The following is a 22,749-nucleotide window of genomic DNA, read 5'->3' on the forward strand; positions in this document are numbered from 1 at the left end:
CGCTTTGGATAGAACGACGGCTTGCCCTGTAACGCACCGGCAGCCGACACCACGCACGATAAGAGCGACAACAGCAGGTGCTATCCGGTTAACGCTATCCAGAGCTTTTTCTTACTCGGCATAGGGATATAGAGGGGCGGGTATGAGTGCTAATGTCAGGTGTTTCAATGGCTGTCTGCTAACCGACGGCTGTTCGTCCATATGGCCCGAAATCAACGTGCCGTTCCTGTCGCTCAAAGGCGTGCCCGAGGCGGTCATTGCCCAAGAGCCTACCCAGGCCATCTTTCGTTCGCTGCTCAAAGGCTTTGATGCCATTACCGGCTGCGAACTCAAGGACATCTACAAGTTTGCCCGTTACCTCAATGCGATCTCGGAGGATATGCCTGCCGAGCTGGTCAATGTGGTGCGCGCCTTCCGCAAATGGGTCGAATTCGACTACGTTGGGGCACGCTCGCTCTTTCAGGCGCACCTTCACGCGTATCCCACGGATGTGCAGGCGCTCTTCTTTATTCACATGCTGGACTTCTGCACCGGCCGAACCGCCGAGTTGAAGCCGCTGTTTGCCTTGTGTGATGAGTACATGGAGGAATCGCATCCGCTGTACTCGTTCTACCTGTCGATCAAGTCATTCGTGCTGTGCGAATGCGGGCTATTCGATGAGTCGCTGGCGACGGGGTTGGAGTCCGTGCGGTACTGCTCCGCGAATATTTACGGCATCCACGCCGTTGCTCATGCCTTGCACGAAAAGGGTATGTGGGTAGAGCTGCGTGACTTCCTGGAAGACTCCAAGGAAGAGTGGATTCGCAACCCGGGCATGCGTATGCACGTGTACTGGCATCTTGCGATTACCTACAAGCAGCTGGGCAATCACGCGGCGGCAAAGATGGCGTTTCTGGAGTTCTATGCGCTCAAGAACGACCGCTTTTCCAAGCAGGATCTGGATGCGGTGGGCTTTCTCTGGCGCTTCAAGCTTGAGGATGTCAACAGCCATGAGTTCGATGAGGTCTGGAAGGAGCTGGCCATTCTCTGGTCTGGCAGCATCGCCACCTCGACCTCTCATTTTCACAATATGCACGCAGCCTTTGCCTTTGCCGGCGCCAACCAGCCTCTGCTTATCGAGAAAATGATGGCCGAGAGTGACGGCTTTGGTATCGAGCCTGATGCGCATCTCGCCGGGCTGGACATCATTCGGGCCATTGCCCTGTTTGCCCGAGGCCACTACGAAGAGTGTTACTACCTTCTTGCCGCCAGTCGGCATCAATGGACGAGCCTGGGCGGCAGTCGTGCGCAACGGGAGCTGCTCGACCTGACCCTGAACTTCTGCAAGGCCCACGTACAGTCTCAAGCCGAGCTTGAGCGACTGATGTTGATGTAGGCAAAGGTGATTTGAATGTCGGACGCAACAGCCCTGGCGCAGCCAGATGACAAGCTCCTGGTGTACATGAAACTGACGGCGGTCTCGGTGATCTGGGGTGGAACCTTCGTGGCTGGGCGTTACCTGTCGGCTGGGGTGCCGCCGCTGGCATCTGCCGGCCTGCGCTTTCTGCTGGCCAGCCTCACCCTGGTGCTTGTGCTGGCAGTCACCCGACGCCTGTTTGTCAGGCTCAGCGTGAAACAGGTGATTCATCTTTTCTGGCTCGGGTTCTTTGGCATCTTCACGTACAACCTGTGCTTTTTTTACGGGTTGCACCTGATCAGCGCCTCACAGGCCTCACTGATTGTGGCACTGAATCCAGCCATGATTGCGTTGACGACCTTCTTTGTTGATCGCGAGCGGCTGGGGCTGGTCAAGACCGGTGGCATTGCGGCCTGCATCCTGGGCGCCGCAACGGTCATCGTCAGCAAAGACGCCTCGGTGCTTGAAGCCGCAGGCGGTAGCTGGTTGGGTAATCTTGTGATCTTTGGCTGTGTGGTCAGCTGGGTGATCTACAGCGTGTTTTCGCGGCCTCTGGTTCGCGAGATCGGCCCGCTGCATACCGTGACCTTCTCGGTATTGTGCGGGACGGTACTGCTGCTATGTGTGTCGATCGGCACGGGTGATCTGAACTGGGGCGTTGTTGCCAGCCTGACCAAGGCTCAGTGCTTCAGCTTGGCTTATCTGGGCGTGATTGGCTCGGCATTGGCGTATATCTGGTACTACGACGGCATCAAGCGGATCGGGGCTACCCAGTCGGGTGTCTTCATCGCCCTGAATCCGGTGTCCGCTGTCCTGATGGGCGTGGTGATTCTGGGCGAGCAGCTCACACCGTTGATGATTGTGGGCGGGGGTCTGGTTCTGCTGGGTATCTACTACTGCAACAAACCTCCCAAGACGATTTCTCTCGGCGTAAGCCGTACCGCGTGATCCGGCGCGCTTAACGAGCGCAGGTAGAGAGCTCCACCTCTTACCTGCGCTCAGTCCGGACGTTGGGTAGCCAAGGAAGGCTGCCATTTTTTAAATGCATAGCTGCATGTATCTGGTGCGGTGTTGCCTACCCCTGGCGCATGTCTGCATCCCTCCTTTACGGTATTTTTCACCTTTCTGGCACCAGCCTTGCTCGTGCCCCTGCGTGGTAAGTCGACTAGGACGTGCCTGAGGTCATGGGCATCCCGGTCATTGTCGCCAAGAGCTAAGAGGATGACTAAGCCGTTTGCACCCGAAGCCGTTTTAATCATTGGCGGTCCCTGTGGGGACTGAGCTGGTTGTCTTGCTGGTGCTCTGGCGGCAGCGCGGCGCTGGTAGCGGCGGCTCGCGTAATGATGTGGTTTACCTGGCACCGGCCTGGGCATCTGGGTGATCGTCTATTGCTGGGCGAGCCGCTGACAACCATTCGGTGGCCGGGTCGCGAAGAGGCGCAGAGTATAAGACCCGGGTTAAGCGGAGCCGGGCATTGACGCTGGCTGCAGAGCCTCCTAGGCTCCGCTTTTCCGAACCCTGGCGCGTGTTCTTCATGTATCCGAAAGTCGATGCTACCGATTGGCAACTGATCCGTCTGCTTCAGGCCAACGCCCGCGAATCTACGGCCACGCTGGCCCGCAAGCTCAATCTGGCGAGGACAACGGTTGTCTCACGGCTCGCCCGGCTTGAGCGCGAAGGTGTGATTACAGGGTATGGCGTACGTCTGGGTGCTTCGGTGGAGGCGGGCGCAGTCAGGGCTTATTGCAGCATTAGCGTATTGCCCCGGAGCGCGGCGCAGGTGATCAAGGCACTGGCGTCGATGCCGGAAGTAGAGGAGGTGTCGGCCGTGAGCGGCGCGTTCGATTACCTGGCCTTTATCTGCTGTGAACGGCATGAGCAGCTCGATGAGCTGCTCGATCGGATCGGCGCCATTGATGGAGTCAAGCAGACTCAGACCTCCATCATTCTGACCCGCAAGATCGACCGCCGCAGTGAGCCGTCCCGGTAGCCGACGGCCCATGGCGGCAGAGGCTTAGGCCGGTTCGCCGTAAACGCGGCCGAAGCGGTTGCTTAAAAAGACGTTCAGGTCGATTTCTTCCTGGCGGATAAAGCCTGACTGCGGCAGTTTCTTCTCGCGGAACAGATCCAGTGCGGTACAGATACCGGCCGCTGTGGTGATCTGAATGGCACTGGTCAGCTTGCCGCGTTGCTCGGCAGCGAAAATCTTGCGGCTGAATACCTCCTGCACCAGTTTGCCGTCGCGCATGCCATTTACCGTTACGAACACCAGCACCACGTCTTGCATGGTAGTGGGCACTGAGTCGCGCATGATGCGCTTGAGCGTTTCCTGATCACCGGCCAGGCGCAGCTCTTCAAGCAGGAACTTCATCAGGTCCCGATGCCCTGGATAGCGAACAGTCTTGTAATCCAGGGTTTCAACGCGGCCGCTCCAGGTTTCACAAAGCGTGCCCAGGCCACCCGAGGTGTTGAAGGCCTCGTATTCCACGCCGTCCAGCGAGAAATGCTCCAAGCCTTCCAGTGGCTGCACAAGGTTCAGCGTACCGTGACGAACCGCCTCACAGGGGTGGCAGTATTCGTTGATCAGCCCGTCCACGCTCCAGGTCAGGTTGTACTTGAGTGAGTTGGTGGGAAACTCGGGCAATGCACCTACGCGCATCTTCACCTCGCGCACGCTGTCGAAGCGCGATGCCAGGGTATGCGCTGCAATGCCGATAAAGCCAGGAGCCAGGCCACACTGCGGCATGAAGGCTGTGGATGAGTCCTCTGCCAGATCACGGATCGTCTTGGTAGCATGGACGTCTTCGGTCAGGTCAAAATAATGGGTGCCTGTGGCCTTGGCGGCACGGGCTACCGGAATGGCCATGTGGTAGGGCAGGGCGTTGAGTACTGCGTCGCTGCCTTCAAGTACCTGCTCCAGGTCATTGCCGTCCGGGCTCACTTCCCGTGTTTCGATGCCCAGCGCGGCCAGCCGCGCCAGGGCGTTAGGATCACGGTCAGCCACGATCACCCGGTAATCCCCGGAGTCCTGCAGCAGTTGACTGATGGTGTAGCCAATATGGCCAGCCCCGAGAAGCGTGATGTTCATGACCATTCCTTGTTGTTGTGTGGAGATGGCATCAGCTTAGGGAGGCGTGCTGTTGGCCATAAGGCGCAAAGCGTCTTTTATGAAGGGGCTTTTTCGTCGTTTCGACGAAATGGATAACGAAGCGTCTGTTTTCAAGCATAAGAGGGGGCAGGGTGGCCACTAGGGCACTATCTCATCACTTATTACTCAGTATGAAGTAGTGATCGCTGAGGCTTGAATTCAGGCATGATGGCTACTTGTCTCTTTTGAAGGTGATACAAGCGATGGATTATCATTTGTCGTCTAAGCTCACCGCACTGAAATCAACCGTTGAAGAGGTTGTTGATCAGGCTATTGCTCCGCTTGCGAGTCAGGTGGACCAGAATTGCTTGTGGCCTGCTCATTCGATAGACGCCTTGTCCGAAGCTGGCCTCATGGGCCTCCAGGTTCCTGTGGCCCAGGGTGGCCACGGTCAGGGACTACTGGCCTTAAGCGTGATTACTGAAACCATTGGTAAAGCGTGTCCTTCTTCTGCGCTTTGTTTTGGTATGCACTGTGTCGGGACCGCTGTCATTGCGGCCAAAGCCACTCCATATCAGAAAGAGCATTATCTGGAGGCGATTGCTGCCGGTCGTCACCTCACAACCTTAGCGCTGTCTGAAAGTGGCTCAGGCGCTCATTTTTATCTGCCTGCAACTCAGATCGCCACGGTTGGCGATGAGTTTGTTGTGAATGGCATTAAGCAGTTTGTCACCAATGGTGGTCATGCCGATTCGTACGTAGTTTCTACAGTGACAAGCGAGGAAGATAACGAGGAAGGCGATTTCAGCTGTTTGATTGTGGACAGCACTGCGCAAGGCCTGGAGTGGCAGGAGCCCTGGAACGGTTTTGGAATGCGTGGCAATTCTTCTCGAGCGTTAGGGTTGAACAACGTGCGTGTGCCTGCCAGAAATCTTCTGGGTGAGCCAGGTGATCAGGTGTGGTACGTCTTTGAAGTGGTTGCCCCGTTTTTTCTGATGGCCATGGCGGGTACCTATCTGGGTATCGCTCAATCCGCGTTGGATGCGGCCGGTGAGCACTTGCGTACGCGCAGTTATGCGCATTCGGGTGAAACGCTGCGTGATATCGAAACCTTGCAGAGTCGCTATGGCAGCATGTGGATTGCTTTGGAAAAGACTCGATCACTGGTTCGCGAGGCGGCCCGATTAGGCGATCTGGGAGACCCGAATGCCCTGCCTTTCATCCTGGCCTGCAAGGCGGATGCAGGTGATACCGCTGTTATGCTGGCTAACGAAGCGATGACCATCTGCGGCGGCGCGGCTTATCGGGAGAACAGCCGAGTGTCTCAGATGCTCCGTGACGCCCGCGCCAGCCATGTCATGTCACCCACGACGGATCTTTTGAAATTATGGACGGGCAGAAGTCTGCTCGGTCTTCCCTTGCTTTGAGTACCTGTTGTGATATTTCAGACCGCTGTCATCATTGCGCCAGACGAACCCCGTGCTGGTAATGAGTTGTCCATGCTTGGCGCGGCGCTCCAATCGCAGGCATTAGACGTTCGTTACTGCCTGGATACAGACGTTTCAAACGGGCTTATCGCAAGCGATGAGCCCGCTGTTGTCATTCTCATGCCGTCGCTCGTTAAACCGGCTGCAGTGGCCAAGGCAGTGAGAGCTGTCTGGTCTCAGTGCGAGCTGATTTTTGTTCGTGCACCTGAACAAGGTGATGCGTTTAGGAAAAACCTGGGGCTGGCACCCATGCTGGGATCACACTGGTCCATTGCCGAGCTGGTTCCAGGGACGCTTGCCCTTCAGGCCGCCCAGGCCGCTAGTCGAGCGCGGCGTCGAATCAAGCTGCGTACTACTCTGGATCAGGCCAATGTCAGCTTAAGTGCTACGCGATCCGTAGACGATCATGAGTATCGTCGCCTGCGAGCTGCTGATTATTACCTGGCTAATTTCATCAATGCGGCGCAGGAAGCCATCATCGGTGTCGATGTGCGGCTGGATGTACTGTATTGGAGCGCAGGTGCTGAAGAGCTGTTTGGTCTGAGTGCCGACGAGACGGTAGGCCGTAATATCCGAGCTCTGCCATTTTGGGCACCCGTATTGGACGAGTCAGTTGAGCAGGTGATGGCGGGCAAAAAGATGCATGTGATCGAGTATCACTGCATGGTATGTGATGCCGAAGCCGTTCTTGAGGTGATGCTTTCAGGTGTTCGTGATGAATCAGGTACGCTGATTGGCGTATCAGTAACCATTCGCGATGTTTCGGCACTGGTCGCTGAGCGACTGGCCCATGAGGAATTTGGACGCGTCATCCGGCAGGAACGGCAGCATTTACAACAGCTGTTCGAACAGGCGCCGGGGTTTGTAATAGTCACCCAAGGCCCGCAGCATCTGGTTGAACTGGCTAACCGGGCTTTTTATCAACTGGTTGGTCATCGCGATATCATCGGCAAACCCGCTTCGGAGGCATTTCCTCGACTCAAGGATCAAGCCCTCTTGGAGTGGCTGGATCGGGTGTATTCCACCAAGCGGCCCCACACGGGGCGTAGCATGGCAGTCTATGTGCAACGTGTGCCGGATGCACCGGCAGAAACACGTTATATCGATTTTGTTTTCCAGCCGGTCATTGCTGAGAACGGGCTGGTAAGCGGCATCTTCTTCCAAGGACATGACGTTACGGCTCAAAAGCTCGCCCAGGAGGAATTGCAACGTTCCCGGGAAAACCTGCAGATGCTGGTAGAGGAGCGTACCCGGGAACTGGAGCGGAGCCAGCTGGCGCTGCATCAATCCCAGAAGCTTGAGGCGATCGGCAAGCTGACCGGCGGCGTTGCCCATGACTTCAATAACGTCCTTCAGATTATCGAAGGCAATCTTGAGCTATTAAGACCCGCATTAGGAAACAGTAGCAGCGGCATGGCCAAGCTGGATGCAGCCGTAGCGGCCGTTAGTCGTGGCGCAAAACTATCCTCGCAGCTATTGGCCTTCGCACGTCGACAGCCACTAAAGCCTGTTCCGACCAATCTGAGCCGCTTGCTGCGCAGCATGGACGACCTGCTTCGCCGCGCCCTGGGAGAGAGCGTTCAGATTGAGACAATCATTGCGGGCGGTTTGTGGACGACCATGGTCGACCCTAATCAGCTGGAAAATGTCATTCTCAATCTAGCCATTAATGCCCGTGACGCCATGCAAGGCGATGGCAGGCTTACTCTCGAACTTAGTAATGCCATGCTGGATGACCATTACGCCCAGTCACAGGCTGACGTTGCGCCAGGGCAGTACGTCATGCTGGCGGTATCCGATACGGGATCAGGCATGTCGCCTGATGTGATGGAGCATGCCTTCGAGCCTTTCTTCACGACCAAACCTGAGGGCCAGGGAACCGGACTGGGCTTGAGTATGGCGTATGGCTTTGCCAAGCAGAGTGGTGGTCATATCCGCATTTACAGCGAGCTGGGCAGTGGCACGACAATCAAGCTATACCTGCCCCGGACTCATGAGATCGAGATTGCTTCGCCTGCAGCGGTTGGCGGCACGGTTATCGGCGGCGATGAAACGATTCTGGTGGTTGAGGACGATCTGGCTGTTCAAGCCACGGTCATCGACCTGCTAAGCGGGCTTGGCTACAAGGTACTACGCGCCAATGATGCACAAAGTGCGCTCAGCATCTTGCAGAGCGGGCTGCATATCGATCTGCTGTTTACCGATGTTGTAATGCCAGGTCCTCTGCGCAGCCCTGAGCTTGCACGTCAGGCCAAGCAGTTGTTGCCTGACATTGCCGTGCTGTTTACGTCAGGCTACACCCAGAACGCCATCGTTCACGGAGGGCGGCTTGATCCCGGTGTCGAGCTGTTGAGCAAACCCTATCGGCTGCATGATCTGGCACGCAAGATTAGACAGCTACTGGCCAGCCATAAGCCGGTACGGATAGATGATAACGTTCTGGTGCCTGCGCCTATCGAAAAAGCTGTCGGTACACAGCAGGTTTTGATACTGGACGACCAGACCGACCTGCTTTCCATGACCTGTGAGATGGTCGAAATGCTGGGATACACCGCCAAAGGTTGTGAAACTGCTGAAAAAGCACTTGAGGTCTTGGGACGATTGAGGTTTGACATCCTGCTGGCAGACGTCAACTTGCCGGGTATGTCTGGAATCGATCTTGCGTATGAAGCTGTACGCCAGCAACCTGGGCTGCGAGTCATTTTCATGTCAGGGGAAGGGACTGTATCCGCAAACATACAATCAATGTCATTGCCTAAACCCTTCAACCTGCAGCAATTAGAGGAGGCATTAGGGGCTTCCTGATAAGTACAAGCCGCTCTTGGGGTTCATGCAAGGCTGCTTTCGCCTGTAGCGCTTTATGCAAAAGGGCAGCAGTGAACACTAATCCTGTGAGGCCCTGGCAGGCAGCATATAGGACGAGGCGCTCCAATATTTATTCCCATGGCGCGTCTCGCTCTTCCAGCCGTGAGCGAGTAATTGCCTGGCAGTAAGGCGGTTCATGATGCCATGACCCAGCAACAGTACCATCCCTTCTTCAGCCAGCGAGATGAGTCGCTGAGCAGCTCGCTGGGCCCGCTCGCGTGCTTTTGAAAACGACTCGACGCCACGTGAATAACCGCAGAGCCAAAGCATTCGAAAAACAAACGCTCACGTAAGCGGAGAAAGCCTGGGGCCAGGCCAGTGCAGGAAAGGAAGCTCCGCTTCGCTAAATAGCGTATCGGTTTGAAAGGGTTTCAGCCCTAGCCTGTCGAGTGAAGTCAGTGCCCTGGGCATTGTGCTGCTGATGATATATTTCGCCTGAGCTGTCAGCTCACGCGTTGTTGGCGGAGCAGGATCATCCATGACCTCGGACAGGTTGTAATCACTGATCCAACGGTGCATATCAGAGGGCGAGACTTTGCCTGGACCTGGTTTTAATGTTGGCTATCCATGTCGCATAAGTATGATCTTCATCCCTGTCTTCCTGAAGCCCTAGCCCGACTCTATTGATGAACAAGCGATTAGCGCTTGAGTGACAACGCAGAGAATAGTGGGCGCCTTTGGAGTACGCTCCGTTTCATGTTTCAGCTATGTGACGGTAAAGCCTGTTCAGACGTGCCGACCATAGCACAAGGGACCGGTTTGAAAGACGTTATGCTGGCCCGTGAAATCGACGCCTAGCATAAGGAATTGCCCATGAAATGCCCGCATTGCTCCGCCTCTATCAGTTTCTTCTCACCTGCAATCCGGGGGCCTGCCATGCCCGGCGGTGCTCGGTATTGCAAGGCATGCCGTAACGCCTTCAAGATCACCAAAGGTTTCGGCCCGGGGCTTCTGATTGCCCTGGCGGTTGCTGTAGCAGGTTTCTTCCTGTTGCGTCCTGTTCCAACCATAGGACCTGCCCTATGGGGTGTGGTGACAACCGCTGCGGTTTTTATAGCCATTGCCCGTTTAGAAAAGCATTAAGGCAAGTGCCTGGGCTGCTTAGAGCAGCCCAGGCACGGTGGCCTACTTACTTGGCCGCGGTTACTCGCCAGATAACGTTACCCACATCATCCGCGACGAGCAGATCGCCCTGCTTGTCATTGATGACCCCAACCGGGCGGCCCTGAGCTTCTTCCTTCTGGTTCAGGAAGCCGGTCAGTACATCCTGGGGTGCGCCGTTGGGCTTACCGTCCTGGAAGGGGATGAAGACCACCTTGTAGCCGCTCTTGGGTTTGCGGTTCCAGGAGCCGTGCTGGCCGATGAACATCCCATAACGGTACTGCTCCGGCAAGGCATCGCCCTTGGAGAAGGTTAGGCCCAGTGAGGCGGTGTGGGTGCCAAGGGCATAGTCAGGCACTATGGCTTTGGCGACCAGGTCCGGGCGCTGCGGTTTGACGCGCTCGTCTACATGCTGGCCGTAATAGCTGTAGGGCCAGCCATAGAAACCGCCGTCCTGAACCGAGGTGGCATAGTCAGGTACGAGATCACTGCCAATCTCGTCACGCTCGTTTACTGTTGTCCAGAGCTTGCCGGTTTGCGGCTCCCAATCCATGCCATTGGGATTACGCAGACCTGTGCCGTACAGCCGCATTTTGCTGGTGGCGCGGTCCAGCTCCCAGATGGCCGCACGGCCTTCCTCGATGTCCATACCGTTCTCACCGACGTTGCTGTTGGAGCCAACCGTGATGTACAGCTTGCTACCATCCTGGCTTGCAATCACGTTCTTGGTCCAGTGGTGGTTGATGCCGGCAGGCAGGTCGACCACCTTGGTGCCCTTGTCCTGGATAGTCGTATCGCCTTCCTTGTAAGGGAAGCGCACCAGCGCATCGGCATTGGCCACGTAGAAGTCATTGCCGACCAGGGTCATGCCAAAGGGCGAGTGCAGGCCCTCCAGAAAGGTCGTTCGGGTTTCGGCCACGCCATCGTGGTCAGCATCGCGCAGCAGGGTGATGCGGTTAGCGCTGGGCACACCGGCTCCGGCCTTGCTCATCATCATGCCCTGGACCTGCTTGCGGATATTGAAGCCCGCCGGCTCTTGTGTGGGCTTGTTCGATTCGGCGACCAGAACGTCACCGTTGGGCAATACATAGATCCAGCGGGGATGATCAAGGCCGGTGGCAAAGGCGTTGACTTGAAGACCCTGGGCAGCAGTGGGTTTACCGCCTTCCGGCCAGCCGGTGGCGGGCGCTACGTTGACCAGAGGGATAAGGCTGGTCTTGGGCTCGGGAAGTTGCGGCTTGGGGCCATAGGCGGCATCTGGGCCAAGCTTGGACGGCTCGCCACATCCGGCCAGGGCAATAGCAAGCGCTGAAGCGTACAGGGGACGAAGATTGGTCATGGGTAACGCCTTTTATATAGTTGGTGATGCGTTCCATAGGTCCCGTCAGCCGCTACTGCAAAGGCGTATCAGCGAGACCTGTTCATTGCCTCCGCGCCTTGGCCTCACGACGTCTACGATGGAGGATCGGCTCGGTATAGCCGCTGGGCTGCTTCGCTCCCTCCAGAACGAGGTCCAGGGCAGCCCGAAAAGCGATATTGCTATCGAAATCAGGCTCCATGGCGCGGTAATGGGGATCGCCTGCATTTTGCTGATCCACCACTAGAGCCATGCGACGGAAAGCTTCGATCGTTTGTTCCCTATTAATCACACCATGATGTAACCAATTCGCAAGCAATTGGCTCGAAATACGCAGTGTGGCACGGTCTTCCATGAGTCCCACATCATCGAGGTCCGGCACCTTGGAGCAGCCGATCCCCTGATCAATCCACCGCACCACATAGCTCAGGATGCTCTGGACATTACTGTCCAGCTCTTCCTGGATCTCTTCAGCGTTGAGTTCGGTGACATCAACCAGCGGAATGCTCAATAGATCCTCTCGTGCGGCCGGCGCACGCTTGGCCAACTCGACCTGCCGTGCCGCCACATCGACCTGATGGTAGTGGATGGCGTGAAGCGTAGCGGCCGTAGGCGAGGGTACCCAAGCCGTACTGGCCCCGCTCTGGGGGTGGGCGATTTTTTGTTCGAGCATGGCGGCCATCATGTCCGGCATGGCCCACATGCCCTTGCCAATCTGCGCACGGCCACGCAGACCGCAGGCCAGCCCGACGTCCACATTGTTGTCCTCGTAAGCTCTGAACCAGGTGGCACGCTTCATGAGAGCCTTGCGGATAAGAGGGCCGGCCTCCATCGAGGTATGGATCTCATCGCCGGTGCGATCAAGAAAGCCGGTGTTGATAAACACGATCCGTTCCTTCACCGCAGCAATACAGGCCTTGAGGTTGACGCTGGTCCGCCGCTCCTCGTCCATGATACCGATCTTGAGCGTATGGCGCGGTAGGCCAAGGAGATCCTCGACCTGCCCGAACAGCGCGCCGGTAAAGGCTACCTCTTCCGGGCCGTGCAGCTTGGGCTTGACGATATACACCGAGCCCGTGCGCGAGTTGGGGCGCGACGTGTTGCCGTTCAGGTTGTGCAGGGCGCACAGGCTGGTAAAGACGGCGTCCAGTATGCCTTCGGGAACCTCGTTGCCGTCGCGGTCCAGGATGGCGTCTGTCGTCATCAAAAGGCCGACATTGCGGACAAACAGCAGTGAACGGCCCGGCAGGACTAACTCGCTGCCGTCAGCAGCGATGTAGGGCCGATCCGGGTTCATGATCCGGGTAAAAGCCTTGTCGTTCTTGGTGATGTCTTCGGAGAGGTCACCTTTCATCAAGCCCAGCCAGTTGCGGTAGACCTGTACCTTGTCTTCGGCGTCTACCGCTGCGACAGAGTCTTCGCAGTCCATGATGGTCGTCAGAGCCGATTCGAGCAGAATATCGCTCACGCCTGCCGCATCGGCTTGGCCGATCGGGTTGTTGCGGTCAATCTGGATTTCGATATGCAGACCGTGGTGCCTGAGCAGGATCGCCTCCGGCTGCGAAGCCTGTCCGCGATAGCCGACAAAGGCGTCCGGCTCGGCCAGGCAAACGTAGCGACTGTCGCCAATCTCGGCCATGAGTTCGCCACGCTGAACACTGTAGCCTCTGACATTGCCATGGGAGTATTCAGCAAGCGGCACGGCTTCGTCGAGGAATCCCCGGGCATAGGCCACAACCTTTTCGCCTCGGAGCGGGTTATAGCTATCGCAGATTTCAACCGTGCTGTCTTCAGGGATCGCGTCACTGCCATAGAGCGCATCGTATAGCGAACCCCAGCGTGCGTTAGCGGCATTGAGCGCAAAGCGGGCATTCGTGACCGGCACGACCAATTGCGGCCCGGCGAGCTGGGCAATTTCCGGGTCGACATTAGCTGTCGTGACGCTGACCTCGTCCGGCTCGGGGAGCAGGTAGCCGATTTCCTCAAGAAAGGTGCGGTAGGGGTGTGCATCGTGTGGCTGTCCGGCACGCGCCAGATGCCATTGATCGATACGGACTTGGAGCTGGTTACGGGTCTCCAGAAGGGCCTTGTTCCGAGGTGCAAACTCATCCAGCAGCCCTTCAAGTCCACGCCAGAAATGGTCGATATCAATGCCTGTGCCTGGAATCGCCTGAGTCTTTACGAACTCGTGAAGGGCGGTGGCTATCTGCAGGCCGCCGATGGTTTTTCTTCTACTCATTGTTCGCCTCGCTTGGCTGCACGACGCGCCGACATTCGGTGGCTATCTGGCCATGTGACTAGGCCTCGCTGGAAAAGTGTCTGCCACAGGCAAAACGATGGCAGGTCCGTTCATGAAAAGTGGGTCGGCAAGGTTGGCTGGCTGTTCTACGCTGGAAAGATGATCAACCAAAAGGAGCGCTATCGTGGATGTTCTGGTCCTTACCATCATTGCCCCGGATCAGCCGGGTCTGGTCGAGCAGCTGGCCGACTGTGTTGCCGAGCGGGGCGGCAACTGGCTGGAAAGCCGCATGTCACGTATGGCAGGTCAGTTCGCCGGAATCCTGAGCGTCAATGTCGCGCCGGAACAACGCGAAGCCCTGGTTGCCCAGCTGAAAGGGCTGGATGTGAGGGGCATGCGTGTGCTGGTAGCGGAAAGCCAGATAGAGCAGGCACCCAAGCCTCAGCTCATCCAGCTGGATCTGCTGGGCAATGACCGTCCCGGGATCGTTCGGGACATTACCCGTCAGCTCACCCGGCTAGGCGTTAATGTCGAGCGGCTCAGTACCGATGTGCGGGCGGCGCCGATGAGCAGCGAACAGTTGTTCCACACCACGGCGCTGCTGGCCCTGCCGCCCGCCCTTGAGCTGGATACGCTCCGCCAGAGTCTGGAGACCCTGGCGGACGATTTGATGGTCGAGCTGGCAGTCTACCGTGACAACCACGACGGTCAGGTGCGGGCAGCGGGGGCTGCGTAACGACGCAGGGAGCGCCAGGCGTCAAAGCTGAACACGGCAAGGCCTGCCCAGATACACAGGAAGGCGGCCATCCGCTCCATGGGGAAGGGCTCGTGGAACAGGAAGACTGCCTGTATCAGCACCAGCGTAGGGGCCAGGTATTGCAGGAAGCCCAATGTCGAATAGGGCAATTTGCGCGCCGCTGCGTTGAAGCAGAGCAGGGGAACCAGCGTAACGGGACCGGACAGGATCAGTACGATGGCCATCGGCGACTGCCAGAGTGCCGGCTCCAGGCTGACCTGCTGGGTCAGCAGGGGTAGTGCAATTGCAGCCAGCGGGACCAGTAGCCAGGTTTCGACCACCATGCCTGGTAGGGCAGCCACCTGGGTGCCCTTGCGCACCAGTCCGTAGAAAGCAAAGCTGAAGGCCAGCACCAGGGATACCCAGGGCAGCTGGCCAAGCGTCCAGATCTGCTGGGCAACGCCTAGGGCAGCCATTCCCACGGCCAGCCACTGCAGGGGCCTTAAACGCTCGCCCAGCACCACCATGCCCAACAGCACATTGATGAGCGGGTTGATGTAATACCCAAGGCTGGCTTCGATTACATGGTTACTGTTGACCGCCCAGATGTAGGTCAGCCAGTTGCCGCCCACCAGCAGGCCACTCAGCCATAACCGGGCAATCCGGGAGGGATTGGCACGCAAATCGCGCCACCAGCCCTGATGTTTCCAGATCAGAAGCAGCAAGACCCCGATCAGGGCTGACCAGAAGATACGCTGGATCAGGATTTCGACGGGAGGAATGCTGGCAAGCAGTTTGAAGTACAGCGGGAATAGTCCCCAGAGCGCATAGGCGGTAAGGCCTAGTACGTAACCCTGGCGCGGGGATGTGGACATGATGTGTCTCTAGTATTCGTAAGGCCCCTAATCATAGCTCGCAAGCAAAGAAAAGGCCGCTTTTCCCATGGGCTCGATCGATTTGTCCAATGACAAAGGGGCTTCAGTTCTTCTGCGGCGGGTCGACATCCTGATACACCACATATTCGTGCTGCTGAGGACGGCGGCCCATCATCCTGGGTAGTGCTGTTCTTCAACGCTGCGGGTGGGCGTACGTCTGGCATTCTTTTTTATCAGGTAAATTTCATGATGAACTTGTTTTCCCGGCTCAAGCCCGCCAGTGCCCAGTCCGGCGGCGTAATGAGCGTACTGAGCTCTTCCGGGCAGTTGCAGAGCCACCTGAAAACCCTGCGGTTCGAACCGACCTATATCGCCGGTTTCGTTTCGCCCCATGTTGATCTGGACAAGGTGGCTCGCCAGGTAGCCGAACGTTTCCCTGGCGCCGCCCTTACCCTGTGCACGACCTCCGGTGAGCTGTGCAGCCAGAACGATCAGCTCTACTGCGCCACAGGTAACCAGTGGGATCGGGTTGTGCTGCAGCTGTTTGATGCCAGCATCATCGCCTCGGCCGAAACTGTTTATGTGCCGTTGGAAAGCCAGGACATCCGCGCCCGAGGGCCACGTATGTCCATGCAGCAGCGAATCGCCAAGCTGATCGAGTCGATTAAGCGGCTGCGTGTCAACACGACTATCGACCATCGCGATACCTTGGCCTACGTCACGTTTGACGGCCTGTCGGCATCCGAATCGTTCTTCATGGAAGCTCTTTACGAGTCGGGCCGTTTTCCCTGCCTATTCGTGGGCGGCTCTGCTGGTGGCAAGACCGACTTTGTGAAGACTTTGATCCATGACGGCAAGCGCAGCTACGAAAACCACGTACAGATCGTATTTCTGAAATGCGCCCGTAATGCCCGCTTCGGTGTGTTCAAAAGCCAGAACTTCGAGCCGACATCAGTTAGCCTGAGCGTGCTCACCGCGTCGCTGGAAGAGCGCTACATCAGTCAGGTGATCGACTCCAAAGGCAATATCCGCTCGATGGTGGCCGCCCTGTGCGAATCGCTGAACTGCGAGCCCAAGGACCTGGAAAAGCGTCTGGCCAATTACTCGTTTGCTATTCGTGTGGGTGAGGAGCTGTTTGTTCGCTCCATTGCCCAGATCGATTATGACAAGGAGCGTATCCACCTTTTCTGTGACGTGGCGCCGGGCGAAGAACTGGTGATGGTCAAGCGTACGCCTATTCTTGAGGCCACCCGTAAAGACCTTCAACGTTTCCTGCAAGGCAAGTCCGGCAAGCCGGTAGGCGGGCTGCTCAACGACTGCATTCTGCGTCGCCTGAACAATGGCAACGACCTGAGCCGCATGAACGAAGCATTTGATGATATTCCTGTGGTGGGCTTTTCTACCTTTGGCGAGATCCTGGGCCTCAACCTGAACCAGACGCTGACGGCAGTATTTTTCTTCCGTACGCCGGAAGGGGTGCCGTTCCGCGATGAGTACATCGATAACTTCACCGCGCATTACGGCGAATTCAAGGCGTTCTTCCTGCGTCGGCAGATCAAGAAGTTGGCGGGCTTGAGCCAGGTTGTGGTCAAGCAGATCGATGAATTCAAGCGCAAGAACTTTGCCAGCTACATCGACAGCAATGGCCTGGATGATCACATCAAACCGGTTTTCCGTGGTCTTGAAGACTTGGGTGCAGTGCTGCATCAGGCGGATCAAAGCCAGGAGCAGATTGCTCAGCAGTTAAATCACTATGCCGGTGAATTGCACGTATCGATGGATGATCTTAGCTCAACCATCAATCAGCAGGGCAGCGTGATCGATCAGGCGGGTGGCACCGTCAAGAGTCTGTCCAATCAGGCTGAAAATGTAGTACGCAGTGCTAATGACTTGGCGCAATCGAGCCTGAAGATCCAGTCCATCGTGCAGATGATTCAGCAGATAGCCGGGCAGACCAACCTGCTGGCGCTCAATGCTGCCATCGAAGCTGCTCGTGCGGGTGAGCAAGGGCGTGGGTTTGCTGTAGTAGCAGACGAGGTACGCAAGCTGGCGGAAAAGACCCAGCAGAACGCTGGCGAAATCGGCACGGATATCGACAAGCTGGCTGAGGAAATCCGACAGGTTGCACAGCAGATCGAAGTACAGTCTCAGGATGTAAATGCCCTGACTGAACTGTTGGGTGCGCTGGAAGGCTCCAGCAGCGCAACAGCAAGCACTTCACGGCGGACCAAGGACGTCGCCGATACGCTGATAGGCTTGACCCGTAACGGTCATTAAGGCTGAACACCAGGGCCGCCCGGTTTGTGGCGGCCCTGGTGTCTTTAGGGATCAAAACAGCCGCAGCGGTTCTTCATCAAGCGCTGACAGTTGCTCGCGCAACATCAGAACCTGGTCGCCCCAATAGCGCTCGGTCCCGAAAAAGGAAAAGCTCTTCGGGAAGGCCGGATCATCCCAGCGGCGGGCCAGCCAGGCGCTGTATTGCAACAGACGCAGGGAGCGCAGCCCCTCGATCAACGCCAGTTCACGGGGTGCAAAGTCATGGAACTCCTGATACCCGTCCATCAACTCGGAAAGCTGCGACAGGCGTTCTTGCCGATCACCGGCCAGCATCATCCACAGGTCCTGTACCGCCGGTGCCATGCGGCAGTCGTCGAGATCCACCATGTGGAAGGTCTCGTCACGGTAGAGCAGATTGCCCGGATGGCAGTCTCCATGGACGCGGATGGTGGTGTAGTTGACCGAGTTGAAGAGCGCATCTAGTTTCTTGATCAGGTCACGTGCCACGGATTCATACGCAGGCAGCAAACTCTTGGGAATGAAACCGCCGCTCAGCAGCGTATCCAGCGAGGCATGGCCAAAGCTCTGTACATCAAGCGTCTCGCGGTGCTCGAACGGGCGGCTGGCGCCAATGGCATGCAGGCGACCCAGGAGCTGACCCAGGCGGTACAGCTGCTCAAGGTTACCAGGCTCAGGCGCCCGGCCGCCGCGGCGGGGGAACAGGGCAAAGCGAAAGCCGGCATGCTCGAACAGGGTTTCACCGTCACGCGACAGGGGCGCCACGACAGGTACTTCATGCTCCACCAGCTCAAAAGAGAAGGTGTGCTCCTCGCGAATCGCGGCATCCGTCCAACGCTGTGGGCGGTAGAACTTGGCAATCAGGGGCTGTTCGTCTTCGATGCCCACCTGATAAACCCGGTTTTCATAACTGTTAAGCGCCAAGATACGCGCATCGCTGAGATAGCCGAGGCTTTCCACGGCGTCGATCACCACGTCAGGGCTGAGTGTATCGAACGGGTGTGACATGGATATCCTCCTACAACGCATCTGGAAGCGGCCATATGCCGGTTCTGAATCGGAATGCTAGCAGGTTGGATGCCTGGGCGTGACGAAGGTGCAATGCCGTACGTACTGGAACGCCTGACGGTGCAGAGAAAAAAGACCCTGGTACAGCGAGCGTCGTGCTACGCGGATACTGCCTCAAAGGCCGTACCCGCGTATTAGAGCCTTGTCATCAGGCGCCGATCACGCCACCGTCATCGCGAGTGATGACCATGACGGAAGAACGTGGCCGACCATCGGGCAGGTGTTCCGGAAAGGTCGAGCCGCCTTCTTCGCCAGGGTGCTGAATATTGACGAACAGGCTGCGCTGATCCGGTGAGAAGGTAATGCCGGTAACCTCGCAACCGATCGGTCCCACCATGAAACGGCGGATTTCGCCGGTATTCGGGTCGGCGCACAGCATCTGGTTGTTACCCATGCCAGCGAAATCACCCTTGTTGCTGTAATCCCCGTCGGTCAGGATCCACAGGCGACCGGCATCATCAAACCCGAGGCCGTCGGGACTGTTGAACATGTTGTGGGCGTTGATGTTGTGCGAGCCGCCGTTGGCAGTCTCCTTGTGCACCTCAGGATTGCCGGCAATGACAAACAGGTCCCACTCAAAGGCCATGGCAGCGGCATCATTGCCGTGCTCGCTCCAGCGCAGGATCTGACCATAGATGTTGTTGGCGCGAGGGTTTGGCCCGCCTACGGGCTGGCCTTCGCTGCCGCGCTTGCTGTTGTTGGTCAACGTGCAATACACCTGACCATCCTTGGGACTGACGGCAATCCACTCGGGGCGGTCCATGCGCGTCGCACCTACCTGGGTTCCGGCCAGGCGGGCATGGATGAGCACTTCGGCCTGATTGTTGAAGCCGTTCTCGGTGGTCAGGCCGTTCTTGCCATGGGTCAGCTCGATCCACTGGCCACGTCCCTTGGGATGATCGGGATTGCCGTCACCGTCATCAAATTTCGCCACGTACAGCGTGCCGTGGTCCAACAGCTCGCGGTTGGCCTTGGGATTGGCGGCATCATAGCGATTGCGGCTGATGAACTTGTAGATGAATTCACCACGTTCGTCGTCGCCCATGTACACCACGACATGATTGTCCGCAGTGAGGGCCAGCGCAGCGTTCTCATGTTTGAAACGACCTAGCGCGGTGCGCTTGACGGGTTCTGACTTGGGATCGAACGGATCGATCTCGACTACCCAGCCGTGCCGGTTCAGCTCGTTGGGGTTCTTGGCCATGTCAAAGCGCGGATTGTATTTGTGCCAATCGTTGCCCTTGCTTTCGACGGTCACGCCATAACGTTTCTGGGCAGCGTCGAATTTGATTGTTGCATCAGTACTGCCAAAGCAATCCGTAAAATTCTCTTCGCAGGTCAGGTAAGTGCCCCAGGGCGTCTTGCCGTTCGCACAGTTTTGGAAGGTGCCCAGTACATGCGTGCCGCTTGAATCGGCTTCGGTCTTGAGCAGGTCATGTCCAGCCGCCGGGCCGCTGAATCGAATCGGCGCGTTGCCGTGAATACGACGGTTGAACTCGGAATCACGTGCAAAATGCCATTGTCCGTCAACACGGCGCACCTCGATAACCGAGACCCCCTCAGCGGCCAGGGCCTTGTGCACGTCCTCGGTCGATTGAGGCACCTTGCCCTGGGCCAGCAGGTAGCGATAGTTGGTGTATTCATTATTGATGGCCATGAGCGCCCGGTCGGGGTCGTTCGGGAACGGGAAAAAGCTCATGCCGTCGTTGTTGTCGCCAAACTGGCGCTCCTGGGCTTCTGCTGTGCCGGTGCCGTCATGCTTGAAAGCCGGTACATCTGAAAACAGTGGTTCACCCCAGCTGATAAGTACCGACGCCCTATAACCCGGCGGGACGATCACGGTATCGGCTGTGGAAATCGGAATGCTCTCAAAGCCCAGCAGAGCACTGCCGGTGGCTTGCGACACGCTTTGTGCCAGTACGCTCCGCGGAATGAGCTGGCCGCCAAGAAAGAGGGCAGCACCGCACAGCGCACCAGCCCCAATGAAGCGGCGACGGGTCAGGCCGGCCAGACGTTCCAGATCGGTAGGGGTATCAGGATGCATAACAGACTCCTTGTATGCGATGGCGCGACGCTAGCGCGCTTGTATGACGAAATCATGTCAATGCATGTGCCAATGATCATCAATCAACGGGCATAAAAAAACCGGCAGGGTTAGCTGCCGGTTTTATGCAGGGAGATGTTATTCCCCAATGATCCCGCCGTCCTTGCGGGTAATGGCAATGACGGTGGAACGAGGACGCCCGTTAGGCAGATAATCCGGGAAGCCGCCGGTGGGATGCTGGAAGCCGACGAACATCGTCCGATAGTCCGGCGCAAAGGACAGGCCTGTGACCTCACACCCAGTCGGCCCTACCAAGAAACGGCGGATCTCACCGGTGTTCGGGTCGGCGCACAGCATCTGGTTGTTACCCATGCCGGCATAATCACCTTCGTTGCTATCTTCACCATCGGTCTGAATCCACAAACGACCGGCTTCGTCAAAGCCTAGACCATCGGGGCTGTTGAACATGTTGTCGGCGTTGATGTTTTCCGAGCCATCGTATGGATCTTCCGGATGCACAACCGGGTTGCCCGCCACGATGAACAGGTCCCAGTCAAAGGTCAGTGCGGCCGGGTTTGGCTCTTCCCAACGCAGGATCTGGCCGTAGATGTTATTGGCGCGCGGGTTCGGCCCATTGACCGGCATGTCGGCGCTGCCACGCTTGCTGTTGTTGGTCAGGGTGCAGAAGACCTGTCCGTTGATGGGGCTCACCGCGATCCATTCCGGGCGGTCCATACGGGTAGCGCCAACTTGCGAGCCTGCCAGACGAGCATGGATCAGGATTTCGGCCTGGCTGTTGAAGCCGTTGGCCTTGGTCAACCCGTTCTTGCCATAGGTCAGCTCGATCCACTGGCCGCGGCCTTTGGGATGATTCACATCACCGTCGCCATCGTCGAACTTAGCTACGTACAGCGTACCGTGGTCGAGGATGTCACGGTTCGCCAGGGGCGTGTTCGGGTTGTAACGACGGTCGCTGACAAACTTGTAGATGAACTCGCCACGCTCGTCATCGCCCATGTACACCACGACACGGCCATCCTGGGTCGTGGTTACGGCAGCGTTTTCATGCTTGAAGCGGCCCAGCGCGGTGCGCTTGACCGGTGTGGAGTCCGGGTTGAACGGGTCGATCTCCACGATCCAGCCAAAGTGGTTGGCTTCATTCGGATGCTTGGCGAGATCGAAGCGCTCGTTATAGGGGTACCAGTTGTTATCACTATTGGCCGACAAGCCGTAACGCTTCTGCGCGGCGTTGAGCTTGATGTTCTTGTCGGTGCTGCCAAAGCAGCCATTGAAGTTTTCTTCACACGTCAGGTAAGTGCCCCATGGCGTCTGCCCGCTGGAGCAGTTCTGGAAGGTGCCACGGGCACGTTTGCCGCTCAGCTCGATGGAGGTGCGCAGCAGGTCATGGCCGGCAGCCGGACCCTTGATGTCCATCATCACGTTGCCATGCACGCGACGGTTGTAACGGGAGTCGCGCTTGAAGACCCAACGGCCCGCGCGACGGCGAACTTCGATCACCGAGACGCCTTCTGCAGCCAGCGCCTTGCGTACATCGTCCGGGGAGGACGGTTGACGGCCATCGGAGAACAGATACTCGTAGTTGGTGTATTCGTTGTTAATGGCGATCAGGGCGCGATCAGGGTCAATCCGGCCGAACTTGTTGTAGAACGGGAAGAAGCACATGCCATCGTTGTTATCCCCGAACTGCAGCTCCTGGTCTTCGGAGGTGTTCGTACCGTCATGCTTGAAGTCCGGTACGTTGGAAAACAGCGGCTCGCCCCAGCTGATCAGCGTACGGAACTCATAGCCGGGCGGCAGAATGACCTGGTCAGCCGTTGAAGCTGGCACGTTCTTGAAGCCCAACAGCGGACGTGAAGGACGTCCAGCGCTGCCCCAGCGAGCCGCTTCGGATACCGGACCCGCCAGTGCGTTGTTAGACAGCAGGTTGCCGCCCAGGAAGAAGGCCGCGCCACATAGCGCACCGGCACCAATAAAGCTGCGGCGCTTCAGATTGACGATGCGTTCCAAGTCAGTAGGGGTATCGTCATCAAGCAGATCACTATTCAGGTGTTGTTCGTTTTGCAGGCTCATCAAGGCGCTCCTCACAGGATGTGGCAGGCGCAAAACCCCAGGCGAGAGCGAGTACAACGAACCCCGCAGACCTTGTTTTGAAATAATCAGGCTGCCGGCTCACGTCG

15 protein-coding genes and 1 pseudogene are annotated in these 22,749 nt (G+C 57.5%); 8 read left to right on the forward strand and 8 right to left on the reverse strand.

Features of this window, described 5'->3' with window-relative positions; all coding sequences use genetic code 11:
- Positions 1-142: 142 nt before the first annotated feature.
- The 3 genes from JQR86_RS01480 to JQR86_RS01490 all read left to right on the forward strand — a co-directional run bounded on the left by JQR86_RS01480 (position 143) and on the right by JQR86_RS01490 (position 3,386).
- A complete protein-coding gene (locus tag JQR86_RS01480) occupies positions 143-1,375 on the forward strand; it encodes a tetratricopeptide repeat protein (protein WP_150348534.1) in 1,233 nt (410 codons plus the stop codon).
- Between the two features lie 15 nt (positions 1,376-1,390).
- The gene (locus tag JQR86_RS01485) at positions 1,391-2,344 is read left to right on the forward strand and encodes a DMT family transporter (RefSeq protein ID WP_150348535.1); all 954 of its coding nucleotides are present in this window, start codon (positions 1,391-1,393) and stop codon (positions 2,342-2,344) included.
- Between the two features lie 586 nt (positions 2,345-2,930).
- Positions 2,931-3,386: an Lrp/AsnC family transcriptional regulator gene (locus tag JQR86_RS01490; protein ID WP_150348536.1), complete on the forward strand. Its 456-nt coding sequence runs from the start codon at positions 2,931-2,933 to the stop codon at positions 3,384-3,386.
- A gap of 24 nt (positions 3,387-3,410) precedes the next feature.
- Here JQR86_RS01490 and JQR86_RS01495 read toward each other — a convergent pair whose 3' ends face one another.
- On the reverse strand, positions 3,411-4,484 hold the full coding sequence (locus JQR86_RS01495) for a saccharopine dehydrogenase family protein (protein ID WP_150348537.1): 1,074 nt from the start codon (positions 4,482-4,484) through the stop codon (positions 3,411-3,413).
- A gap of 263 nt (positions 4,485-4,747) precedes the next feature.
- Here JQR86_RS01495 and JQR86_RS01500 point away from each other — a divergent pair, with 263 nt between their 5' ends.
- Positions 4,748-5,911: an acyl-CoA dehydrogenase family protein gene (locus JQR86_RS01500; RefSeq protein WP_434154190.1), complete on the forward strand. Its 1,164-nt coding sequence runs from the start codon at positions 4,748-4,750 to the stop codon at positions 5,909-5,911.
- Positions 5,912-5,920: 9 nt separating this feature from the next.
- On the forward strand, positions 5,921-8,776 hold the full coding sequence (locus JQR86_RS01505) for a response regulator (RefSeq protein WP_150348539.1): 2,856 nt from the start codon (positions 5,921-5,923) through the stop codon (positions 8,774-8,776).
- A gap of 78 nt (positions 8,777-8,854) precedes the next feature.
- Here JQR86_RS01505 and JQR86_RS01510 read toward each other — a convergent pair.
- Positions 8,855-9,355 (reverse strand): annotated as a pseudogene (locus JQR86_RS01510) (histidine phosphatase family protein).
- A 294-nt stretch (positions 9,356-9,649) separates the two neighbouring features.
- Here JQR86_RS01510 and JQR86_RS01515 point away from each other — a divergent pair.
- On the forward strand, positions 9,650-9,919 hold the full coding sequence (locus tag JQR86_RS01515) for a hypothetical protein (RefSeq protein WP_434154191.1): 270 nt from the start codon (positions 9,650-9,652) through the stop codon (positions 9,917-9,919).
- Positions 9,920-9,965: 46 nt separating this feature from the next.
- Here JQR86_RS01515 and JQR86_RS01520 read toward each other — a convergent pair whose 3' ends face one another.
- On the reverse strand, positions 9,966-11,276 hold the full coding sequence (locus JQR86_RS01520; protein WP_010796045.1) for a PQQ-dependent sugar dehydrogenase: 1,311 nt from the start codon (positions 11,274-11,276) through the stop codon (positions 9,966-9,968).
- Between the two features lie 82 nt (positions 11,277-11,358).
- Complete coding sequence (locus JQR86_RS01525; RefSeq protein ID WP_434154192.1) at positions 11,359-13,533, reverse strand: malate synthase G; 2,175 nt, start codon at positions 13,531-13,533, stop codon at positions 11,359-11,361.
- 184 nt (positions 13,534-13,717) lie between these two features.
- Here JQR86_RS01525 and JQR86_RS01530 point away from each other — a divergent pair, with 184 nt between their 5' ends.
- Positions 13,718-14,269 carry a glycine cleavage system protein R gene (locus JQR86_RS01530; RefSeq protein WP_434140193.1) on the forward strand — a complete coding sequence of 184 codons (552 nt, stop codon included), beginning with the start codon at positions 13,718-13,720 and terminating at the stop codon, positions 14,267-14,269.
- On the opposite strand, the gene rarD is transcribed toward JQR86_RS01530, so the two are convergent.
- Positions 14,242-15,144 (reverse strand): EamA family transporter RarD, encoded by a 903-nt coding sequence (gene rarD, locus JQR86_RS01535; RefSeq protein ID WP_125888540.1) that lies wholly within the window; start codon positions 15,142-15,144, stop codon positions 14,242-14,244. The two genes, JQR86_RS01530 and rarD, sit on opposite strands and share 28 nt — an antisense overlap.
- 249 nt (positions 15,145-15,393) lie before the next feature.
- Here rarD and JQR86_RS01540 point away from each other — a divergent pair, with 249 nt between their 5' ends.
- Entirely contained in the window at positions 15,394-17,421 is a 2,028-nt protein-coding gene (locus tag JQR86_RS01540; RefSeq protein WP_434154817.1) for a methyl-accepting chemotaxis protein, read from the forward strand.
- Positions 17,422-17,472: 51 nt separating this feature from the next.
- On the opposite strand, the gene JQR86_RS01545 is transcribed toward JQR86_RS01540, so the two are convergent.
- The 3 genes from JQR86_RS01545 to JQR86_RS01555 form a co-directional block, all read right to left on the reverse strand.
- Positions 17,473-18,447: a serine/threonine protein kinase gene (locus JQR86_RS01545; protein WP_074826968.1), complete on the reverse strand. Its 975-nt coding sequence runs from the start codon at positions 18,445-18,447 to the stop codon at positions 17,473-17,475.
- A 208-nt stretch (positions 18,448-18,655) separates the two neighbouring features.
- Complete coding sequence (locus JQR86_RS01550) at positions 18,656-20,551, reverse strand: PhoX family protein (protein ID WP_434154194.1); 1,896 nt, start codon at positions 20,549-20,551, stop codon at positions 18,656-18,658.
- 138 nt (positions 20,552-20,689) lie between these two features.
- A complete protein-coding gene (locus tag JQR86_RS01555; protein ID WP_407362471.1) occupies positions 20,690-22,642 on the reverse strand; it encodes a PhoX family protein in 1,953 nt (650 codons plus the stop codon).
- Positions 22,643-22,749: the final 107 nt, after the last annotated feature.

Source organism: Pseudomonas sp. JZ134 (assembly GCF_051027695.1).
In the GTDB taxonomy this organism is placed as follows: domain Bacteria; phylum Pseudomonadota; class Gammaproteobacteria; order Pseudomonadales; family Pseudomonadaceae; genus Chryseomonas; species Chryseomonas luteola.

Bases quoted from the DNA above. Each gene is read 5' to 3' on its own strand.
- rarD (WP_125888540.1), bottom strand. From the start codon at position 15,144: ATGTCCACATCCCCGCGCCAGGGTTACGTACTAGGCCTTACCGCCTAT.
- JQR86_RS01480 (WP_150348534.1), top strand. From the start codon at position 143: ATGAGTGCTAATGTCAGGTGTTTCAATGGCTGTCTGCTAACCGACGGC.
- JQR86_RS01545 (WP_074826968.1), bottom strand. From the start codon at position 18,447: ATGTCACACCCGTTCGATACACTCAGCCCTGACGTGGTGATCGACGCC.
- JQR86_RS01555 (WP_407362471.1), bottom strand. From the start codon at position 22,642: ATGAGCCTGCAAAACGAACAACACCTGAATAGTGATCTGCTTGATGAC.
- JQR86_RS01500 (WP_434154190.1), top strand. From the start codon at position 4,748: ATGGATTATCATTTGTCGTCTAAGCTCACCGCACTGAAATCAACCGTT.
- JQR86_RS01525 (WP_434154192.1), bottom strand. From the start codon at position 13,533: ATGAGTAGAAGAAAAACCATCGGCGGCCTGCAGATAGCCACCGCCCTT.
- JQR86_RS01485 (WP_150348535.1), top strand. From the start codon at position 1,391: ATGTCGGACGCAACAGCCCTGGCGCAGCCAGATGACAAGCTCCTGGTG.
- JQR86_RS01490 (WP_150348536.1), top strand. From the start codon at position 2,931: ATGTATCCGAAAGTCGATGCTACCGATTGGCAACTGATCCGTCTGCTT.
- JQR86_RS01540 (WP_434154817.1), top strand. From the start codon at position 15,394: ATGAACTTGTTTTCCCGGCTCAAGCCCGCCAGTGCCCAGTCCGGCGGC.
- JQR86_RS01550 (WP_434154194.1), bottom strand. From the start codon at position 20,551: ATGCATCCTGATACCCCTACCGATCTGGAACGTCTGGCCGGCCTGACC.
- JQR86_RS01515 (WP_434154191.1), top strand. From the start codon at position 9,650: ATGAAATGCCCGCATTGCTCCGCCTCTATCAGTTTCTTCTCACCTGCA.
- JQR86_RS01520 (WP_010796045.1), bottom strand. From the start codon at position 11,276: ATGACCAATCTTCGTCCCCTGTACGCTTCAGCGCTTGCTATTGCCCTG.
- JQR86_RS01495 (WP_150348537.1), bottom strand. From the start codon at position 4,484: ATGAACATCACGCTTCTCGGGGCTGGCCATATTGGCTACACCATCAGT.